This is a genomic window from Hahella sp. CCB-MM4, from assembly GCF_002260525.1.
Classification (GTDB): domain Bacteria; phylum Pseudomonadota; class Gammaproteobacteria; order Pseudomonadales; family Oleiphilaceae; genus Hahella.
Genome location: NZ_MRYI01000001.1, coordinates 670,747 through 690,798 on the forward strand (window position 1 = coordinate 670,747; position 20,052 = coordinate 690,798).

The following is a 20,052-nucleotide window of genomic DNA, read 5'->3' on the forward strand; positions in this document are numbered from 1 at the left end:
CCCAAAGACAAACAGAAGGTATACAACCATGAACACTCCCGCAGAGATCCACCAGTTGCAATGCCAGTTCAGCACCCAGACCGGTGCCATTGAGCGCCTTTTACGAATGATCAGAGTACGCGGATACAGGGTGCAGGATCTGCAACTGGAAATGCAGGGTGAGTTCTATCAGGCGAGTTTCTCGGTGGCAGGTCACCGCTCGATCAATAATCTGATCAGTCAGATAGATAAATTAATCGAAGTGACGGCAATTCGTCATGTGGCCCCACAGGCTCTGGACAAATGTGCCTGAGTGTTCATTCGACAGGCGTTATTTCAGGCAGGACTTGGTTAGTGAGCAGTCGATAGCGATACTTCTCACTACCAATTCAACTTACCGTCCTTCCCCTGGCCGGACCATTCAATGTAGGCGTCAGTACCCTTCAGTTTTTCCACATACAGGAGAACATGGGGCTTTAGATAATGATAGCCATAGCCATAAACCACCTCTTCAGCTATCAGCGCCAACACTAGGATACGAAATATCCATGCCTTCCAGCGGATCGGCGGGCGTTCCTGTTTGCGAACCTCGGCGGCGGCCTTATTGACCTTCCTCCTGAGCTCCCTGGTCTGCTGTTCGGCTTGCTCTTCCTTGAGTTTTTTGACAATGCCTTTCAGATCCGCCACCACGATATCGCCATTGGGATAACGTTTATCTTCCTGGGGATCAAGCAGTCGTGACACAACCTCCTGCACTCTGGGTGACAATTCCGTAAAACGCTTGCTGCGAACCAGCCTGTTGCTGCGAAATGTAGGAGGATTTCCGCTTAACGCGTGATAGCAGATTGCCCCCAGACTATATAGGTCCCTCGAAGCTCCCTGGGCCTTGGGGTCTTCATACCAGTTAGGCTCTTCGGAATCCAGGTAATGGGTTTTCAAACCAAAATCGGCTAGTTTTACCTGACGCTCACTATCGAATAATACGTTGCTAGGACGCAGGTTGCCGTGAAAAATCCGGTTGCGGTGGGCAAAGGCCAAACCATCAGCAATCTGGTACGCCCATTCCATCATCGCTAACTCATCCACTGGTGACAGCATCTGCTCAGCCAGCGAACCGCCATTGAGATACTCGGATATCAAGGTCACCCCTTCAGTGTTATAGGAAAGACCCAGGATAGGAACGATGGTTGGATGAGTCAGCCGGCTCAGCAGCTTATTTTCCTTGAGTCCCTGCGCGTCCACCGGTAGCTTTTTCACCACCATCAGCTTCTTCTTGGCCAGATCCTCATACAGATAAACCGAACAGTATTTGTTCTCCTTCAACACATCCAAAAGAGAAAACTGCGATTCCAGACCTTTGGAATTAGACGCCGCCCGTTCTTTTTGTGCCCGACTTAAGTGCCCTCCCTGGGACAGATGCAACAGGGTATTCTTGACCTCATTGGCTGAAGAGGGCCTTTCTGCCGGATCAGGATCAAGACAACGCATGATCAGGTCATTCAATCCCGGCGGTATGTCAGGCTCAAACTTCCGGGGTGGCGGAATATTGTTCTGAGGGCAGACCCCGGTGAAAAGTTCATACATGGTGATTCCGAGAGCGTAAACATCACTCTCGACTGAAGCGGCTTCCGGATTAACCCGTATCTCCGGCGCCATATAGGCAGAAGTACCCACAACGCTTTCTGCTTCGGTATGCAGGGTATCTCCGGCCTCCGGGTTATAAAAGTGCGCAATACCAAAGTCGGCCATGCGCACCTGCCATTCCTTATCGATCAGAATATTGCCGGGTTTGATGTCTCTGTGAATAACGCCGTTCTTATGGGCATAGGCCAGCGCTTTGCAAACCTGCACCATGGTGTCTATCTTGGCTGCAAAATCCAGCTTGCCCCGATTGATGGCATCCTCAAGGGACATGCCTTCCACATATTCCATGACAAAATACGGCCGCCCTTTACCGGTCATGCCTTTGTCTATCACGTGAATAATATGAGGATGCGCCAACCGGGCGATGATAAGAGATTCTTTATCGAAACGTTCTTTGATTTCCGGGTGGTCTTTTAAATTGGCCGCCATGATCTTGATGGCGACAGGACGCTGCAAAGATTCCTGAATGGCCTTGTAAACTGTGGCCATTCCACCTTCTCCCAGTTTTCCTACGATTTTATACCCCTGCCAAGCCATGATCAGATATCGCCTTTCCCTAACAGTTTCAATTCACACCCCAACTGTTCAAAAAACCCAATGTCTCAAAGCCCCCAGATCATTGCCAAAAACAGCAACAATGCCAGCACTCCTCCCAGTACCATGTAATGCCAGGGGCGTTGCGGCGTATTGACGCTTTCCCTGCGAATATCGTCTGTCACGGGATTCATTACATCTCCTTGTCGTGCAACATCTGATACAGGCTCGTCGTCGTCCAACACCACAACTGTCACATTGTCATCCGCACCGTTGTCCAGTGCCTTTTGGACAAGACGGTTGGCGACTTCCTGCACTGTACCATCTGCCTTCAGAAAATCTAACAATTCGGCATCACTGACCACGCCATGCAATCCGTCACTGCACAGCAGCCATCGATCGCCCTGCTGACGGTCCACGTCCCTGACATCCACCTGCAACCCATTTTCGCCTGCCGCACCTACCGCCTGGGTAAGCACATGGCGCATACGGTAGCTTTCCTCGGGCGTCAGTCTGCTGCTTTGCTGAACCACCAGCGAATGATCCTCACTGAGTTGACTCAACTCACCATTGCGGAGCAAATATATCCGGCTGTCCCCTACCCAGGACAAATGCAAATGACTGCCATTTTCCCTGACGGCAACAATGGTGGAGGCGGCATACCCGCGCTCACCGCCGCTATGGTCACGCATTAATAGTTGGTGACTATGATGAATGGCATCTTCCAGATCTATTCCCTGGACGACCTGTTTATAAAGCGACATACACACACTGGCACTGGCGACCTCGCCACTGTCACCACCACCGACACCATCCGCGACGGCATAGAGCCCCAAACTGGAGTCCAAAAGGCCGTTATCCTGGTTTTGTCGACGTTGCCCCATGTGGGTGGCAAAAGCTGACTGCATTATTTCCAAATCCCTGATCTTGGGAGTAAAAAATTTTTTGATTTTAACTAATTACTTCAGTATAGATGGGTTTTCAGATTTAGATCCTGGTCTATACTGTTGTACTGAAGGATTTATCCTATCGCGGTATATGCTGAGACCAGATTAGTTTTCTGGTAAGTAAAAATCACGGCAGGATAAAATTTCTCGCCCCTCCCTTATCAGGATTGGTACTAGAGGCAGATGGCCAAATGTTAAAGCTTCAATTTGTTGACGGTAGCCGGGAAAGTATCTGGTTGGTCGAACCTCGCCTGCGGTTTGGCAAGCACGCCGACAATAACGTGGTCATCGACCAGCCAAATATCGAAGACTTTCACGCAGAAATTCGCCTGAAGGACGATGAACTCTACCTGCTCAACCTGAAACCCGAGTATTTGGTCGGCGTAAACGGCAAGCGCGTTAACAAAGCCGTCAAAATCCAGGAAAGTGATGTGATCCAGTTGGGGCAGACCAAGTTGAAAGTGGTCCACCCATCTGCCGAGCACAAACACAAGCCCGAAGAACCTCTGGTTCAGGAACATAATGAATGGGGATTACAGGCCACAGCCAGTTGGGCCTCACAATCGTTCTACCCCATCAAGGAATCCGTCATTATCGGCCGGGATGAACAATGTGATATCACCGTACCGGTATCCCACCTGTCGCGCCAACATGCTCAACTCACCGTAGCGGGCAGTTATCTGCTGATCAAAGATCTTGGTTCCACCAACGGCACTTACCTCAACGGTGAACGGATAACCCAGGGTCGAGCCAAACCCGGCGACAAGTTGCGCTTCGATGTGGTGAACTTCACCGTCACGGGACCGATTGATGATTCAGATCTGACCATTGTACGGCCCGGCTCGATCGGCGCGCCTGCGGCGGCATCGTCAAAACCTGCACAGGCAAAAGCCGCCAAGGCAGCTCCGCGTCCCAAACCCGCTCCCAAACCGGAAACGGCCAAACCTTCTGAACAGCCGTCCTATAGTGCCCCCGAGAAGACCAGTAGCGGTGGCGGCGGTGTACTGTTGTATACCGTGATAGGTTTTGTCATAGTGTTTGCCGCGCTGTCTGCATTCTTTTTCCTGAAGTAAGCTCTACAGGTGCCTCTCCGGCACCCGGTAAAAACACCAGCTTCCAAAGGCAAACCAAGCAGTTAACCAACGACTACAAAGTAGCGGTAGGATTTCCTGACAAAGCGCCTATAATAGGCGCTTTAGTTCGCCCACAGCCCTGCACAATTGAATGTCTCAACCATCCTCTCCCCAACGCCCTGTTTCTGCCGATCTGGCAGAATCGAATGACAACGTATTTTTCCACCCGGAACGGGCGCAGTTTTTTCGTCCGTTAACCAGCAAGTACCGGGAAATGGTGGTTGAATGCCTGAAGCTGCTGTACCTGCGTTTTTATACCAGCATGGCAGATTACGGGCACGCCCTGCGTAAGGAACAGATGCTGGAACTCTTTCAGACAGCCCTGGCCCGCGCCCCTGAACTCGATTTCGAGAATGAATTAGGACTTTTTGCCGAAGATAGTGAATTTTCGCCGGATATTGACGACGGTTCCCAGAGCAAGAGTCGTTTCCGTAGCGATCGGGATAAAGCACTGTGGATACTCAACAATCTTGTGGAAAACGGCTGGCTGGAGGTGCAGGTTGATGAAGTCAGCCTGCAGGCCCGCTACCACTTTACCCGCTCAGGACGCTTGTTTACCCAACCTTTTGTCGAGCTCAGCGGGTCATCATTGCGTACCCGTCACCGCAATACGCGCAACACGCGTAATGCCTTGCGGGCGTTTCTGGATGAAGGGGAAGTGCATGATCTGCTGGATGCCTACGAGTATTCAGAACGTATCATCAGCGATTTCACAGACATCATCACAGAACTGGAAGAGCGCAAACGCCAGCTGGTGAAAGAAATTGAAGTCACGGCACTGATTCAAAAAGCCAGTGACGAGTTTTTTGACTTCATGGACAAGCGCTTTCAACCTGATCTGTCTGTTCGTCTTTCCGCCGATTCGGTGGAAAAACACCGGGATGAGATTACCGGCTTCATACTGGAAATCCGGTCTCTGCCCAAATCCAGCAAAGCCCAGGCGGAAGCCAAGCTGCGCCAACTATTACCCGGTCAGGTGAAAGTCGGCCAATCGCTGCTTTGGAGCCTGTTGGACGGAATCGAAACACGTTTGTCGAATGCCTGTGAGATCATGCTGCCGGCTCTTCGCGGCGCACTGCGCAACTTTACCCGCCGGGCGGACATCATCATTCGCCAGATGAGTTACCTTGCCAGCCAACGCCACAACGACATGGTGCAGGTATGCCAGGATCTCACCAAGGCTTCATTGAATGAACAGAACCGACGTCTGCAATTGGCGGGCGAGATGATGGCCAACTTACAGGTCGGCCTGATAGACCCCAGGCAAATCGTGATTCGGGAAGGCCGCCGTAAGCTGGAAGTGGATACCCGGGTGGCAGACCTGGAAGACCTGGACCAGGGAGCCAGGAAAGATTTGTTTATCCGCAATGCACTGGATCAGGCATTCGTCATTCACGACGATAATACCCGCTCCTTTATGCTGCGAGCCCTTTCCGGTGGCCAGCGTCTGCATACCAAAAACCTGAAAATCGAAGCGGCCCCTGACCTGCTGGCAGCAACACATGTGATTGAACTGGCCTCGGTCAATGGAAATTCCAGCGACTACGAATTCATTATCGAACCCACAGGTCATACCCTCACCAACGATTATCTACATCAAGCGGATGACTTCATCATCGAAGTCCGCTCTAAAACACCAGACAATTTATCCGGCGAAGCCTAAGTATCATGATTATCAGCCAAACGCTCGAACAGGAACTGGACCGTCGCGGTCTGCAACTCAGCGAATTTACCGAACTGGTATTGCGACTACTGGATTACAGCATCATCTGCCGGGATGAAAGTCAGGTGGAACAGGGGCTATACGACCGCTACCTGCGCATCGACACGTTGGTGGACGATTTTCTCAGCATCATGGCAATCCGGGTGCTGCATGACCGCCAGTTCCATTATGTCCGCGCCTACCCACCCGGGGCCGAAGTGCCAGGGCTGGGCGATGAGGTGAATCAGCCGTTCAACAGCGGCCTCAGGGCTCGACTCAATCAGCAGGAAGTGGCTTTGGTACTGGTATTGCGCAGCCAATATGACAAAGCTCTGCGAGAAGGTCAGGTGGATGATGACGGCGCAGTGACTCTCAGCTTTGAGGCTTTGGCGATCGCCATGAAGAACCTGCTGCAACGCAGTCTGCCGGAGAACCTGACTGAACGCCGCAATCTGCTCAAACGCATTCGCCAATTACGCCTGATTCAGTATAACCAGGAAGATAACCTGGATGCCGGCGAAGGCTGGATCCGGATTCGTCCGCAAATCGTCAATTTTGTCAGCGACGAAGCCTTGGCCGTTCTGCGTGGAGAAGAGCCGGACGACATCACAGAAGAGCCCGCGAATTCCGATATAGCCTAGCACCACAGAACTCATTCAGCTGACTATTCAAGCCAGACGTCGGGTCTGGCTTTTTAGAATTTAAAAGCAAGGTTCGGAGAGCCCTCTTTCCCCCTACTGTTTATGTTTGATGTACCATGCAATAACAGTAGGGAATCATCATGAACCTGGCGATGACAAAACCAACCTCCCACCTCCAACCAAAAGAGCAGCTCACAGAACAGGACAGCCGCTGGATTGCGGTGCAGAACCGTGACCCGGCAGCAGAAGGAACCTTTCTCTATGCGGTGATCACGACCGGTGTTTATTGCCGCCCCACCTGTCCATCCCGGCTGCCCAAACTGGAAAATGTTCGTTTCTTTGACTCTATAGAAGAGGCTGAGATGGCAGGCTTCGTCCCCTGCAAACGCTGCCACCCGGCAACAAAATCCATCACCGAACAACAGGCCGGCAAAATCACCCATGCCTGTCGCTTGCTGGAGACTGCAGAGACTATCCCAACGTTGGAAGAACTCGCTGAGCAAGTGGGCATGAGCAAATATCATTTTCATCGCCTGTTCAGAAAAATGACAGGCCTGACCCCGAAGGCCTACGCCCTGGCGCAGCGGGAAAAACGGGTGCGGGAAAATATTCATCAGGGCGACTCGATTACCGATGCCATCTATGCCGCCGGCTACAATGCCAACAGCCGTTTCTACGAGCGTTCCGAGAATATTCTGGGCATGTCACCGGGAAACTATCGCCGTGGGGGAGACCAGGCCAATATTCATTTTGCCGTGGGTGAGTGCAGTCTGGGGTCCATTCTGGTAGCCCAAAGCGGCCAGGGTGTATGCGCCATTCTTATCGGCGACGATCCGGACAGGTTAACCCGGGAGCTGCAGGACCAATTTCCCAAGGCCAACCTTGTGGGAGGAGACGAAGCTTTCGAAGGCATCATCGCCAAAGTGGTCGGCTTTATTGAGGCTCCGGGCATCGGCCTGAACCTGCCTCTGGATATTCGAGGGACCGCTTTCCAGAAAAGAGTCTGGCAGGCACTCCAGTCGATCCCGGTTGGTGAAACCGCCAGCTATGCTGAGATCGCCAATCGCATTGGTTCACCGAAGTCGGCCCGCGCCGTCGCTAAGGCCTGTGCGGCCAACACACTGGCGGTCGCCATTCCATGCCATCGGGTTGTTCGGAATGACGGGGCACTGTCCGGATACCGCTGGGGAGTCGAGCGCAAACAGGCACTTCTGGATAAGGAAAGCGAAGGGAGCACAGCATTATGAGTGCTGAAGTCGAATCGCTGCCACGCACTGAAGCCACCGATCTGCTAACCACAGTGGCAGAGATCGATTGGCAACGGGTTTCCACAGAATTAGACCGTCAGGGCTACAGCGTCCTTGAAAACCTGCTCAATTCAGATCTCTGTCGGCAGCTTCAGGAACTCTATGCCCAGGAACAGCTGTTTCGCAGCAGAATTGTCATGCAGCGCTACAGCTTTGGTTTGGGCGAGTATCAGTATTTTTCATATCCCCTGCCCTCGGTGGTAGATCAACTGCGCGCAGGCCTGTATCCAAAATTGGTCCCGATCGCCAATCGCTGGAACCAAACCATGGGAGTGGAATCCCGTTATCCGGAGCAGTTGGATGACTTCCTGGCCGAATGCCACAACGTCGGTCAGTGTCGCCCAACGCCATTGCTACTGAAATATCAGGCCGGAGACTATAACTGCCTGCATCAGGATCTGTATGGAAGCCATGTTTTTCCCCTGCAGGTGGCAGTGCAACTATCCCAACCGGGTAGAGATTTTACCGGCGGCGAGTTCGTCATGACCGAGCAACGCCCCCGAATGCAATCCAGGCCGGAAGTCGTTTCGCTCAATCAGGGAGATGCCGTGGTGTTTGCGGTACATCACAGGCCTGTACAGGGAACCAGAGGAGTTTATAAAGTGAACATGCGACACGGAGTAAGTCGCCTGAGATCAGGGAATCGGTATGCCATGGGCATCATATTCCATGATGCGAGCTAGGCCCGACTGAACCTTGATCATCCATACCGGTGATTGCAGACGCACAATTTGTCACTTAAACAAAAAAGCGGAAACCAATCACCTCTTGGTCACACCCGTCATTACGACTACAATAGCGCGATGAAATTTCGACTCTGTCCGAATTCCTGCAATCCCGTATCTGATCACGCTCCCGTGACTTATCAATACTCTATGAACGGTCTCTATGTTTCTTAAAAAATCTATCCTCGTGAACTGGGGCAACATTCCTAACACCGAATTTGAATTTGGCCCGGTCAATCTGCTTTCAGGAGGAAACGGCTCCGGTAAAACCACCGCCGCGGATGCCATACAAACCGCCCTGACGGCAGCCCACGACTATCTGTTTACCTATAACCCCGGACAGGATGAGACCACCCAGCGGGGCCGCGGCGGCAAGCAGGTCAGGACACTGGCGTCCTATGTTCTGGGGTGTGATGACGGCAGTTACGCGCGTCTGGGTGTTACCGACGGATATATCGCCGTGTGCTTTCACCCGACCCAGGGTGAAACGGCAGCGCCTTTTACCGCCGTGATCTGTACCAGAGCCCAGCTGGACAAGGCCGGTCATCAAGCGGTTGCCCGCCAGATGGAGCTGAACTTCCTGATCGTGCCGAATGCTGAACTGAACCTCAGTGACTTCCTGGTGGAAAATGAACAGGGTCACACCCATGTCGTGCCGCTGGAAAAAATTATCTCCCGTCTGCGAAAAAACCATGATGTCGAGCAGTACGACACCAAAAAGGCTTATCTGAAGCGCTTGTATGCCATCGTTCGAGGCAAACCCGGCGAACTCTCTGAGCGCGAGGCCCTCAATGCGGCCAAAGCGTTCTCCCGCTTTATGGCTTACAAACCGGTCAAGAGCATCAACGATTTTGTGGCCAATGAGATCCTGGAGAAAAAGGATTTGGGCGAAGCGATTCGTTCGGTGTCTGATCTGCTGAAAACCATCCACGGCATGGAGAGTGAAGCCAACCGGCTTAAGAATGCGATCCAGATACTGTCGGACGCGAATGCCTATGGACAAAGTTACATCCATTCCTGGATCGATCTGAATGTCTGGCAATACATTATGGCCCGGCACCAGTATCTGTCTGACCAGCAAGCCTACCTTGGGGCGAAAAAGCGACAAAAGGAACTGGAAGACGAGAAGCAATCCAATCTGGATGAACGTGCGACCCTGGAAGGGCGTCACCAACAAGTAGAATCACGCCTTCTGGAACTGACCGCGTCACGCATGGGCCATCAGCCTCTGCAGCAAAAAGACGAGTTGGAAAAACTCATCAGCCAGCACAACCGGCAGTTGCACGAGCAGGCTCCACAACTCTTGGAACAAAATCATCAACTGGACAAGGCTTTCGACGCCACTGCCCAGATTCAGGCATTGCTGAGAGACCTCAAGGTACTCAATGAGCTGCCGGCGCTGGGACAGCGGGAGCTTCAGCTTCACGCCCAGCAGTTTGTACAGATGCGGCAGTCGGGCAAGATTGATCTGGCAACACTGCTCGGCAAAGACTGGGTGGATATTGCACCACTGGAAAACCATCTGGATCAGGCTTACCAAATCCAGCAGAAGGCCAACCAGTGGCAGCGCTACTGGCACGATGGAGACCTGCGCGCTGACGGCACCAGCCTGCGGGATCAGGTGGGCAGAATGCTGCACCGGCGGGAAAGCCTGAATCAGAAGCTTGAACAGCAAAGGCTGCAAAAGCAGGCGGAAATCGACAGCCTGGAAACACGTCAGGTCACCTATCCCTATCAGGTAAAAATGGCCCTGGAAGCCATCCGACGGGAGTGCCCACAGGCAGACGCCTGTGTCCTGTGTGACTTTGTTGAAGTTAAAGATTCCAACTGGCAGAAAGCCATCGAAGGATATATCGGGGGTGCCCGCTACTCCATTATTGTGGACCCGGACTGGGAAGCAGAAGCCATTCGAATCGTCCGCAATATGAAAGGCGGTAACGGTGCCCGCGTTATTCAGGGTGAGAAGGCCCGCCGGGACTGTGAAAGGATGAAGCTGGACCAGGCATCCGTCATCAATGTGATGGAATTCACTCATGCCACTGCCAAATATTTCCTGACCGCCAGCTACGGCAATGTGGTCAGAGTCAAATCGGAAGAAGAGTTACGCATGACCCGTCGCGGTATTACCGCGAATGGCCTGGGCTCCGGCGCCTACAGTATGTTCCGTTGCGACCTTGACGACAGTGAACTGGTATTCGGCCAGGAAGCACGGGAAAGGGCTTTGGAAGCCAAGCAGCGGGAGCTGGAACAGATTCGCCAGGAACATCAGCAGGCAGCGGATTATTATCGCCATCTTCAACAGTTGCTGGCGGCCATAGATCAGATTAAGCCGCTCACCTATGCGGATCGCCTCAAGGCCATGCTCGGTCTGCACCGGGAACTCCGTGAAGCGGAGGAGCGTCTGTCTCAACTGGATCTCAGTGATTTTGAGAAACTGGAAGAGGAACTGTCTGACCTCAAAGCCCAGGACAAAGCCCTGCGGCAAAAAACAGAAGGCCTGATCAAACGTGAAGGCGGCCTGCTGGCGGAGCTTAAGCAGATTGAAGTCGAATGCCAGCGACTCAGCGATGCCAAGGATACATCAGAGTCAGCCCAGGATGAGAAAGAAGATAACCTGCGCTCCCTGGTTTCTTTGTGGCCTGACTTCGATTTCGAGCAACGCCTGCAGCAGGCAGATGACCAGGCGGAGAGTATCCGCAGCGACCAGCTCCATCTGGAACTTCAGGAGTCGCAAAGCAATATCGAATCCCTGGCCCGCCAGTTTGAATCCAAGCTCATTGAACATAACCAGAGCAGTCAGCTTGGTGATCAGATCGCCTACATGCCGGACTACAACCATCTGCATAACCGGGATTTCTTCACCCGGATCTGTGAAGTCTGCCGCGAAGCCGAGATGATCCGTAACCGCCTGAAGAACAACATCCTGGTGGAGAAGCAAGAGAAGCTGACGGTGTTGAAGGCCACCTTCAACAATACCTTCGTCACTCACCTGTGCCATGCCATTTACCAAGCCATCAACGACGGTAAAAAGATCCTGGAGGATATGAACCGGGAACTGGAGCATCACCGTTTCGGGGCCGACCGGGAGTCCTTCAGCTTCGATTGGACCTGGGTACCGGAGTTCAAGGAATACTGGGATTTCTTTAAAGAAGTCATCAGCCTGCCCAATCTGGGAGAAAGCTCCACCCTGTTTGATGCGGAACTCAGCAAAAAAGCCAGCAAGGTTCGCGACCGGATGATGGGCATGCTGCTCTCTGATGACGAACAAAAAGCCATGCGGGAACTGGAGCGGATTTCGGACTATCGAAATTACCGTAACTACGAAATCTACAAAGAACCCGAAGGCAAACAGCGGATTCCATTATCGCAATACGGAACCGGAAGTGGCGGTCAGCTGGAAACACCGGCCTACATTATTCGCTCGGCGGCGATTACCTCGGCTTTCCGCTTTGGGGAGGGTGACAACCATCTGCGTATGGTGCTGGTTGATGAGGCATTCTCGAAAATGGATGAAACCCGTTCCCGTGAAGTCATCAATTACCTTACCAAGACGCTGGGGTTACAGCTGATCTTCATCATGCCGACCAGTAAATCCGGTCCTTTTATGGATCTGATCAGCAACCAGTTCGTGTTCAGTAAGTGCCCCACCACACAGCCAGTAGGTGAGCTGAAAACCCGTGTTCTGGTGGATCGGCAGAAATGCAATCAGGAGAAGATCGCTGAGCTCTGGGCCAGCCACAGAAACATGGTCCGCCATCAGTTCAACCTGGATTTTATGGAGGAGTTCAATTGATCTGCTAACAGATCCTGAACTCCCTCACCAGTAAAAGAACAGGCACCACCATACAAGCATCGACCAGGCGACCGTGACCGCGTATCCCAGCATCGCGGTCGCTCTGGGCAACCCACTGACATGGTTGCCGAGCATCCTCCAGCCCAGCCACAGACTCCAGCCACCAGCTCCGACCAATATCAATCCGCGCACATCCTGCACCCAAAACAGTGGTAGTTGCTCCGCACGCAACAAGGTGACGGTTAAAGCGGACAAGCCGAGAAATACTCCGGCACCTGCCAGCGGGATCAGGCCAAGACTCAAATGATATAAACGTTGGAACGACCATCTTCCTATCACCCGGTTTGCCAACCCCAGGCACAGACTCAACACGCCGCCGGAAACCAAGGTGGTTGCCGCGATATAGATCAATAACGCCGCGCCATCGAGCAGATTAAAGGCATCATTCTGATCAGGATAATTGGTTAACAACCACCAGGGGGCATGGGTTTCCAGTGGCCAGATCCAATCATTCTCGATTAACGCCATAGCCAGAGATTGCTTCAATGTGACAAACCAGGGACTGGCACTCCAGTGAAAAGCCCCCACCGCCACACCTAACAGACCAAACACCACCAACAGAAAATCCCAATGGGTTGCCTCAGTGGCCCCACTGGAAATTTCAGAGCCGGGAGGACGCACCTTGAGTTGAATAGCACTCCGGTGGTCGGCACAACGTCCGCACATATGGCAGGGACTGGCACTATCCAACTGCTTTAGTGGCAGGAAGGTTGGGCATTGAACCTTTGGCAGCCGTTGATGCTGCTGCCGGTAACGTGCCCATTGACCGGAATCTGCGACAAAATGCACTGGGGATAACTTCGCCAGCAGCGAGAATACGCCACTCACCGGGCAAAGGTAGCGGCACCAGACCTTCTGATTCCGGCCAAACAGGAACCCCACCACAATCGCTGCCAGGGTGGAGCCTCCCAGTATCAGCAGGGCTGCCTTGGGATACTGGTATACACTGATCATCTGCCCGTATACCGTGGTCATGATAAATGCCACCAAAGGCCAGCCCGGCCAACGCATCCAGCGGGGAATGCTCCGTCCCTGCCCATGGCGGCTGGCCCATTCGCTCAGGGAGCCCTCAGGACAAAATACTCCGCACCAAACTCTGCCGAACAACACCATGCTGATCAGAACAAACGGCCACCAGATTCCCCAAAACAAAAACTGGGCAAACAGCGTCAGGTTGTCCCAGATATGGGCATAGTAGGCAGGAAGAGGAAGGAAGGCGGGCACGATAACCAGAGCCGCGTAAAGCAACACCACCGCCCATTGAATTTTCTGGATCACAGAGCGATGGTCACGTAACCATATTCCCGCTCGCTCGATAAACGACCTGGGAGGCTCATCTTCCAGGCAGGTGGCCATGATGCGTTCGGCGGTCATGCGCGATTCTGCCCTGCTGGGCTTACCGCTCTCAATCGCCACAAGGTAAACATCCAGTAACCAACAAAGGCGGCAACAGTCGTCAATGCAGGATAGGCCCGGTATCCGGTAAGCGCCGCGAGAATGCCCCCCATTCGACTAGTGTCGTCAATGAACGAAGACGTATCCCAGACAGGGTCGATACCGGCCGGAATCAGCCCGAGCCCGATCAACCGGTCAGTGCCTCCGATGACCAGAGCACCCGCCAGCAAAAGCAGCATGATCTCGCTAAAGCGGAAAAACAGCTTCCAGGAAAGACGTGTTCCCTGTTGCAGCAATGCCCACGTGATCACCGCCAAACCGATTCCTGCTCCGATAGCTGTCAGAAACTGCAGCCAGTCACCCATACTGCTTTGTACCTGACTCATGCCATATAGGAATATAACGGTCTCCGAGCCTTCACGACCAATCGCCAGACAAGCCAGCATCGCCAGAGCCCAGCCATCCCCCGCTGCCAGCGCCTGGTCCTGTAGCTGTTTTCCCAGACCGCCACCGTAACGGCGCATCCAGAACACCATATGAACAATCAGCGCGGCAGCAACAAACAACATGCCGACGCCGAACAGCTCCTGCCAAAGACCGTCAACCAGTTGCTGTAACCCAAGCAACGTCATTCCCAATACTGCCGCCAGTGCGATTCCGGCAACCACGCCAAGGTACAGGTAGCGCAGACCACTGCGCTGATGGTGACTCAGCCAGGCGTAGAGGATGCCGATCACCAGCAATGCTTCAACACTTTCACGCCAGACGATAAAAATAGCCTGCTCCACAATAGACTCCTACTTGACGACGATCACGCCCTTGGCGTCTGGTAAATGGAACTCATCGAAGAATTCATATTCCCCGGGCTTCAGCGGATTGATCACCACAAACGACGTCACGCCCGGCCCCAGAACCTTTTCCTGTCGCAAACGCAGGCTTTCGAACTCAGCGGCAGATTGCCCCGTGTTACGCAGAATAATTTTGACCCGGGTCCGTGCAGGAATTTCCAATCGATCCGGAATCAACTTTCCATCCTGCAACTCAAGTTCTATTTCTGGTAACGCGGCCCCTGCCCGGAAAGCGACACCAAGCAACAGCAGGACATAGATAACCAGGCTTTTCGGCATGATGATCAGTAGCCTCCTTTCTTGCCGATGCCGGCATAGACAAAATCATATTCAACCTTGAACGGAGCAAACCATTCCGCCACACCGGTCTCACGATCGATATGACGCATGAAGCTCATCCCATGGGTGGTCGGGGGGGTGATCAGGAACGTAAGATGGTATTTTCCCGGCCCATTCAGCTTGATGTTGGAGCCATAGTGCGGGCCATCACTGGCGACCATTGGATGGAATTCGCCTTTGATAGGGGTGTCATCCCCTTGTTTGGTCAGCTCAAACTCGATCCCCAGATAAGGCACCCAACTACCGACCACCAAACCATTGGGATTGTCCTCCAGGGCCTGGATATCTGCTTCCAGGTGAATGTCCGCTTCTTTGGCCGGCAACCCCATGGCAGGCTCCATAACGACCGGTTGCAGATACACCGCTGCGATTTCCAGCCCACTGACCTCCTGAGGCTCGCCAATAGGGTATTCCAGTGCTTGCACAGAACCCGCAGTCACCAGGGCTATCGCCGGGATCACACCATAACGGAACAAAGAAAAAGCAGAATGCATGTAACGGTCTCTCTCATCAACTTCAAATTAATGAGAATCATACTTATTTGCATTCTTATGGAATTGACTTAAGTCAAAAGCTGACCTTTTGACAGATCACGGGTGGAAAATTTGACTTCCAGTTTCAAGAAGTCAACATCATTAATTGAGTCAGCAGGTGGAAAGCCCCTTACGTTGAAAGGGTAGAAAAGAATCCGACTTTGTAGCGACTCACATCGCGGCAAGTGCCAAAAACACCAGCACAACCGCACTCACAGCTATCTCTGGTAAGCCGGGCCTGATATTTTTGTACCAGGCTGGAAATTCAGAATCTGAATTAGAACTATTGCTACCCATTGTCGGCTCCATCCTGTATTTCATGTTCATTTCCTTTGCACTTTCAACTTGGGCGAATGAAGAGAGGCTTCCCTGCCCGGCGTTCATCCTTGAATTTCGTCAGTCGTCCCTCTTACGTAGGTAATACCTTCTCGCACGGGTATGAAATTAGTATCAGGGACGATGCAGAACAGATCTTATTGATAACGATTCTCATTTGCAACAATTAAATTCAAATTTTTACATTTCCTGATCTAACTCATAAAGACGCCATATTCGATCTTGACACCCATAGATGCCAATGATAATTATTCTCAAATGTTCAACAGCGATTTGTCGGCGCAGAGGAGTGCTCATGCCTCATCACTCGGTTCCCCATCATTCGATCGAGCTTCTAAAGCTGCAACTCAGCTTTCAGCTGCGTAGCTATTTGCGCCATCACAGCGCAACAACCGCTCAGCAGATCGTCCTCCTCATTGAGTCCATTCTCAGGCACCCGGACAATCAGGATCCTTACCAGGATGTTTGCAGTTACCACAAACTGCTGATGCAATGGCGAGCAATCAATCTCTGCTACACCGGTACCTGACACGTCTCCTCCATTATCTATACTCCCCATCATCTATACTCCCCAATATATCTCCTCCCCATTACCTCTATTCCTCCAGAACCTCTTACCCCCACCTCTCATTAAGTGGCTTCCATCGAATACTTCTCATCGCCTACGACGTTTTTATCATCACTCCCTGCTTTTCCTCATATCACCAACTCTTCATAACACCAGCCCCAACATGTCACCAATCTTCTAAATAACAAAGCTCTTATAAATAACATAAATTCTCATTTGCGAATGATTATTGACTTCCTTTATTAATATTCGTTTAATGATAACGATTCTCATTTACTGATTTGAATTTTCTGAGTGATTCCGTGAAGAAGCAAATTTCCTTGCTGCAGTTCTCTCTAGTTCTGTCGGCCAGTCCAGTTCTGTTAGCAGAGACCGTATCCCCTGCTAATGCAGTAGATATGAACCCGGTAGTCGTCACCGGTACAAAGTCAGAAAAGCTGCTATCTGACTCACCGGTGAAAACGGAAGTCGTTACGCGCGAGGACATCAAAGCTAACCATGCCAGAGACGTGAAAGAAGCCCTGGAAGATATTCCCGGACTGATGCTCAAACGTATTCATGGGAAAAGTGGCTATGAAGTCTGGCTGCAAGGGTTGGACAGCAACCGGGTCAAGGTATTGATCGACGGCGAGCCGGTCGCGGCCAGCACCGGCTCCAGCGTCGATGTCACTCAGATCAGTAGCCTGGACATCGAGCGCATTGAGGTCGTCAAGGGGGCAACCTCTGCACTTTACGGTAGTTCCGCGATGGGTGGAGTCATTAACATTATTACCCGGCCTGCGGATCAGGGAGTGCATTACGAAGCATTGGCAGAAGGCAGCAGCTACGGGGAAGACAATCCTGACGGAGCGGCCGCCAAATTTGCCGCCGGCAGATTGAATGGTCGTATCAGCTCCGGCACTTCACAGTGGTACAGCGTATTGAATCTGGATGTGAGAACCAGTGAAGGATTCGATGCAACCCCCGGTACCTGGACAACGGAGGGGGCTGAAGGAGAAAGATATTCCGCAGGCGGACGTTTAGGGTGGACTCCCACAGAGACCCAGCGTTATGAGATCTATGCAGACTTGTACAAGGAAGACCTCAACAGTCAGACCATCGCCAACACCGGTGGCAAAATCATTCCCAAAATCAAGGATGAGGATGCTGACCGGATAAGACTGGGCGGTCGATTTAATGTGGACAGCAACAGCGGCCAGTGGAAAGGCAGTCTGTTCCGCGAGAGTTTTGAAAACGATACCTATCAGGATATTGTCTCAACCGCTGATAAAGAGGATCACCGCTCCGCGGAGTTTGAAACTCGTCGTACGACATTGGAGTGGTCCAATCTGGTGTGGGAAGAACATTTTCTTACCAGTGGCCTGGAATACTTCTATGAATCCCTCGAGCAGTTCAAGGAAGGTGTTGCAGAGGTGGACCCCGGAACTGATCGTCAAAGCATAGAGTGGTTTATCCAGGACGACCTTTTCCTCACAGACAAACTCGAAGTGATACCCGGCATTCGCTGGCAGCACGATAGCGGCTTTGGCAATTATGTGGCTCCCAAACTTAATCTGCGCCAGGAAATCACGAAAGCCGGAAGCTGGAACCTGTTTACCCGCGCCGGTGTGGGCCGGGGTTATCGGGTCCCCAATCTGAAGGAACGCTACTACATTTTCGATCACAGCCAGATCGGCTACATGGTTCAGGGAAATTCAGACCTGGAACCGGAGTCATCCAATAGTCTGCAACTGGGTTTTGGCGCGAATAACGGAAAAGGCGCTTATGTGGATATCAATTTCTTCTACAACGACATTACCGATCTGATCGAGACAGCTTTCAGCCATACAGACTCTGATAATGTCGCCATCTACAGCTATATCAATATCGCCGAAGCCGAAACCCGCGGAGTGGAACTGTCAGCGGCTTATCCTCTGAATCCTCAGTGGCGTATCAATGGTGGTTACACCTTTCTGGAAAGTGAAGACAAACGCACAGGTCTCACCCTACCCAACCGGCCGAGACATCAGATCAAGGCCGGGATCAAGTATCAACACCCCGAATGGCTGACAGAGTTGCTGCTCAACGGGGTATACCAGAGTGAAGAGTACACCGATGAAACCAATAGTCTGGAATCTCCGGACTGGTCAACGCTGGATATCAAACTGAGCCAGCCGGTTTACGGCACATTTACCGTATTTGGTGGCATCGACAATGTGACCGATACCCAACGCGATTTCTCCCAGGCCGACAGGGACAAAAGGCCGGAGGAAGGTCGTTTCTTCTACCTCGGACTACGTGTCGAGGGCTAAACAACAAAATGAACTCAAATGACTAACAGAAGGCTGATTATCATGGCTGATAGAAACCTGCGCTTTCCAATGAATCCGACCTCCACCGGACATCTCCTGCCGACGCTTTCACTGGCCGGGGCCATACTCATGGTGGGGTGCTCCAGCGGAAATTCGCCTTTGGCGAACGATGAGACGAACAATGGTAATGAAAACGAGCCTTATAGCTCCGTCATCATCGACGCCAGCGCCAACGATACCTATACCTACTTCAATCTCGATACCGGCAAGGTGGTGGCACTGACCGACGCTCAGGCGGAGACCTCCAATGCCTGGCATATCGCATTCCGGCGTCTGTCGATCAAGATGAACGGAGGGTCTTCCGGGCCGGGTCACGTTGAGGGCGCTCTGGCGGTATCCCAGAATGATTTCTATACGGCTGGTGGTGACCCAAATGCCAACGTCTTTTTGAACGCTACACCAAACTCTGAAGAAGAGCATCTGTTGGCCGGTGTAAATATCGGCGGTCTGACATTCTCTTCCGATGCCCAAAGCAGCGCCATTGCCATACCGGGGACCTTGAGTGGCATGACGTTGGACATGGGTTGGTTTACCTACAACATGACCACCCACAGCATTAGTGTGAACACCCGGAATGCCTGGCTGCTCCGTTCCAACACCGGCAACAGCTACGCACGCTTTTATGCCTCAGCCCTGAGTTACGTTCCGGGAGGGAATCTCGACGTAACCTTTGAATTCGACGTCCAGAGCGCAGCTGCAAACAGCTTCACGAGTAGTGCCACATTCAATGCAACCGTTCCGGTCAGCGGTGGCACTGCCTGCTTCGACTTTGACGCTGATGCGACGGTGGATTGCGAAACTCAGGACTCCTGGGATCTCAAGATAGAAATTGACGGCCGCAACTGGACCCTGTGGACCAACAGCGGAGTGTCCGGAAGCGGGAATGGTGGCGCGCTGGGAGATCCATATGCCTTTACTGAGCTGTTTGACGATACCAAATACAATAACGCCACCGCCCCTATTGCCTCCGGCGGACGGGATATAACAGCCTACTATGGTACTGATACCAGCGCTGGTGTATTCGAGAACAATACCTGGTATGCCTACGACCTGTCCGGACAACACAAGATCTGGCCCAACTACCGGGTCTATGTGATCGATACCGACGCCAATGACGATGCCGCCGCCAAATACAAACTGCAAATCACCAACTATTACTCGGATACCGGCGTAAGCGGCCACCCCAACATCCGTTTTATGGCAATTGAAGAGTAAAC

At 52.4% G+C, this 20,052-nt stretch carries 17 protein-coding genes; 10 read left to right on the plus strand and 7 right to left on the minus strand.

Features of this window, described 5'->3' with window-relative positions:
* The first annotated feature begins 28 nt into the window (after positions 1–28).
* Entirely contained in the window at positions 29–292 is a 264-nt protein-coding gene (locus BTA51_RS02985) for an ACT domain-containing protein (RefSeq protein ID WP_094705895.1), read from the plus strand.
* 68 nt (positions 293–360) lie between these two features.
* Here BTA51_RS02985 and BTA51_RS02990 read toward each other — a convergent pair whose 3' ends face one another.
* Together BTA51_RS02990 and BTA51_RS02995 are read right to left on the minus strand one after the other, a co-directional pair.
* Positions 361–2,160 (minus strand): protein kinase, encoded by a 1,800-nt coding sequence (locus BTA51_RS02990; protein ID WP_094705896.1) that lies wholly within the window; start codon positions 2,158–2,160, stop codon positions 361–363.
* A 65-nt stretch (positions 2,161–2,225) separates the two neighbouring features.
* The gene (locus BTA51_RS02995) at positions 2,226–3,065 is read right to left on the minus strand and encodes a PP2C family serine/threonine-protein phosphatase (protein WP_094705897.1); all 840 of its coding nucleotides are present in this window, start codon (positions 3,063–3,065) and stop codon (positions 2,226–2,228) included.
* Positions 3,066–3,295: 230 nt separating this feature from the next.
* Between BTA51_RS02995 and BTA51_RS03000 the strand changes: the two genes are divergently transcribed.
* The 6 genes from BTA51_RS03000 to BTA51_RS03025 all read left to right on the plus strand — a co-directional run bounded on the left by BTA51_RS03000 (position 3,296) and on the right by BTA51_RS03025 (position 12,405).
* Positions 3,296–4,177, plus strand: a complete 882-nt coding sequence (locus BTA51_RS03000) for an FHA domain-containing protein (RefSeq protein WP_094705898.1) — start codon at positions 3,296–3,298, stop codon at positions 4,175–4,177.
* Positions 4,178–4,328: 151 nt separating this feature from the next.
* Positions 4,329–5,900 (plus strand): Wadjet anti-phage system protein JetA family protein, encoded by a 1,572-nt coding sequence (locus tag BTA51_RS03005; protein ID WP_094705899.1) that lies wholly within the window; start codon positions 4,329–4,331, stop codon positions 5,898–5,900.
* A 5-nt stretch (positions 5,901–5,905) separates the two neighbouring features.
* Positions 5,906–6,580 (plus strand): DUF4194 domain-containing protein, encoded by a 675-nt coding sequence (locus BTA51_RS03010; protein WP_094705900.1) that lies wholly within the window; start codon positions 5,906–5,908, stop codon positions 6,578–6,580.
* A gap of 140 nt (positions 6,581–6,720) precedes the next feature.
* The gene (gene ada, locus BTA51_RS03015; RefSeq protein ID WP_094705901.1) at positions 6,721–7,827 is read left to right on the plus strand and encodes a bifunctional DNA-binding transcriptional regulator/O6-methylguanine-DNA methyltransferase Ada; all 1,107 of its coding nucleotides are present in this window, start codon (positions 6,721–6,723) and stop codon (positions 7,825–7,827) included.
* Entirely contained in the window at positions 7,824–8,570 is a 747-nt protein-coding gene (locus BTA51_RS03020; RefSeq protein WP_094705902.1) for a 2OG-Fe(II) oxygenase, read from the plus strand. The genes ada and BTA51_RS03020 overlap by 4 nt, the downstream gene beginning before the upstream one ends.
* Before the next feature lie 205 nt (positions 8,571–8,775).
* On the plus strand, positions 8,776–12,405 hold the full coding sequence (locus tag BTA51_RS03025) for an ATP-binding protein (RefSeq protein ID WP_094705903.1): 3,630 nt from the start codon (positions 8,776–8,778) through the stop codon (positions 12,403–12,405).
* Between the two features lie 24 nt (positions 12,406–12,429).
* Here the strand turns inward: BTA51_RS03025 and BTA51_RS03030 are convergent, their stop codons facing one another.
* The 5 genes from BTA51_RS03030 to BTA51_RS30105 all read right to left on the minus strand — a co-directional run bounded on the left by BTA51_RS03030 (position 12,430) and on the right by BTA51_RS30105 (position 15,964).
* On the minus strand, positions 12,430–13,839 hold the full coding sequence (locus BTA51_RS03030) for a 4Fe-4S binding protein (RefSeq protein ID WP_094705904.1): 1,410 nt from the start codon (positions 13,837–13,839) through the stop codon (positions 12,430–12,432).
* Positions 13,836–14,648, minus strand: coding sequence for an FTR1 family protein (locus tag BTA51_RS03035; protein WP_094705905.1), 813 nt, complete (start codon positions 14,646–14,648; stop codon positions 13,836–13,838). Before BTA51_RS03035 ends, BTA51_RS03030 begins: the two co-directional genes overlap by 4 nt.
* A 9-nt stretch (positions 14,649–14,657) precedes the next feature.
* Entirely contained in the window at positions 14,658–14,987 is a 330-nt protein-coding gene (locus BTA51_RS03040; protein ID WP_094705906.1) for a cupredoxin domain-containing protein, read from the minus strand.
* A gap of 5 nt (positions 14,988–14,992) precedes the next feature.
* On the minus strand, positions 14,993–15,541 hold the full coding sequence (locus BTA51_RS03045; RefSeq protein WP_094705907.1) for an iron transporter: 549 nt from the start codon (positions 15,539–15,541) through the stop codon (positions 14,993–14,995).
* 210 nt (positions 15,542–15,751) lie between these two features.
* Positions 15,752–15,964, minus strand: a complete 213-nt coding sequence (locus tag BTA51_RS30105; RefSeq protein ID WP_168188028.1) for a hypothetical protein — start codon at positions 15,962–15,964, stop codon at positions 15,752–15,754.
* Between the two features lie 247 nt (positions 15,965–16,211).
* On the opposite strand from BTA51_RS30105, the gene BTA51_RS29860 reads away from it, so the two are divergent.
* The 3 genes from BTA51_RS29860 (at position 16,212) to BTA51_RS03060 (ending at position 20,050) form a co-directional block, all read left to right on the plus strand.
* Positions 16,212–16,445, plus strand: a complete 234-nt coding sequence (locus tag BTA51_RS29860; RefSeq protein ID WP_141215516.1) for a hypothetical protein — start codon at positions 16,212–16,214, stop codon at positions 16,443–16,445.
* A 341-nt stretch (positions 16,446–16,786) separates the two neighbouring features.
* The gene (locus BTA51_RS03055) at positions 16,787–18,775 is read left to right on the plus strand and encodes a TonB-dependent siderophore receptor (protein WP_246840897.1); all 1,989 of its coding nucleotides are present in this window, start codon (positions 16,787–16,789) and stop codon (positions 18,773–18,775) included.
* Positions 18,776–18,817: 42 nt separating this feature from the next.
* Complete coding sequence (locus tag BTA51_RS03060; protein ID WP_246840898.1) at positions 18,818–20,050, plus strand: HmuY family protein; 1,233 nt, start codon at positions 18,818–18,820, stop codon at positions 20,048–20,050.
* The last annotated feature ends 2 nt before the right edge of the window (positions 20,051–20,052 follow it).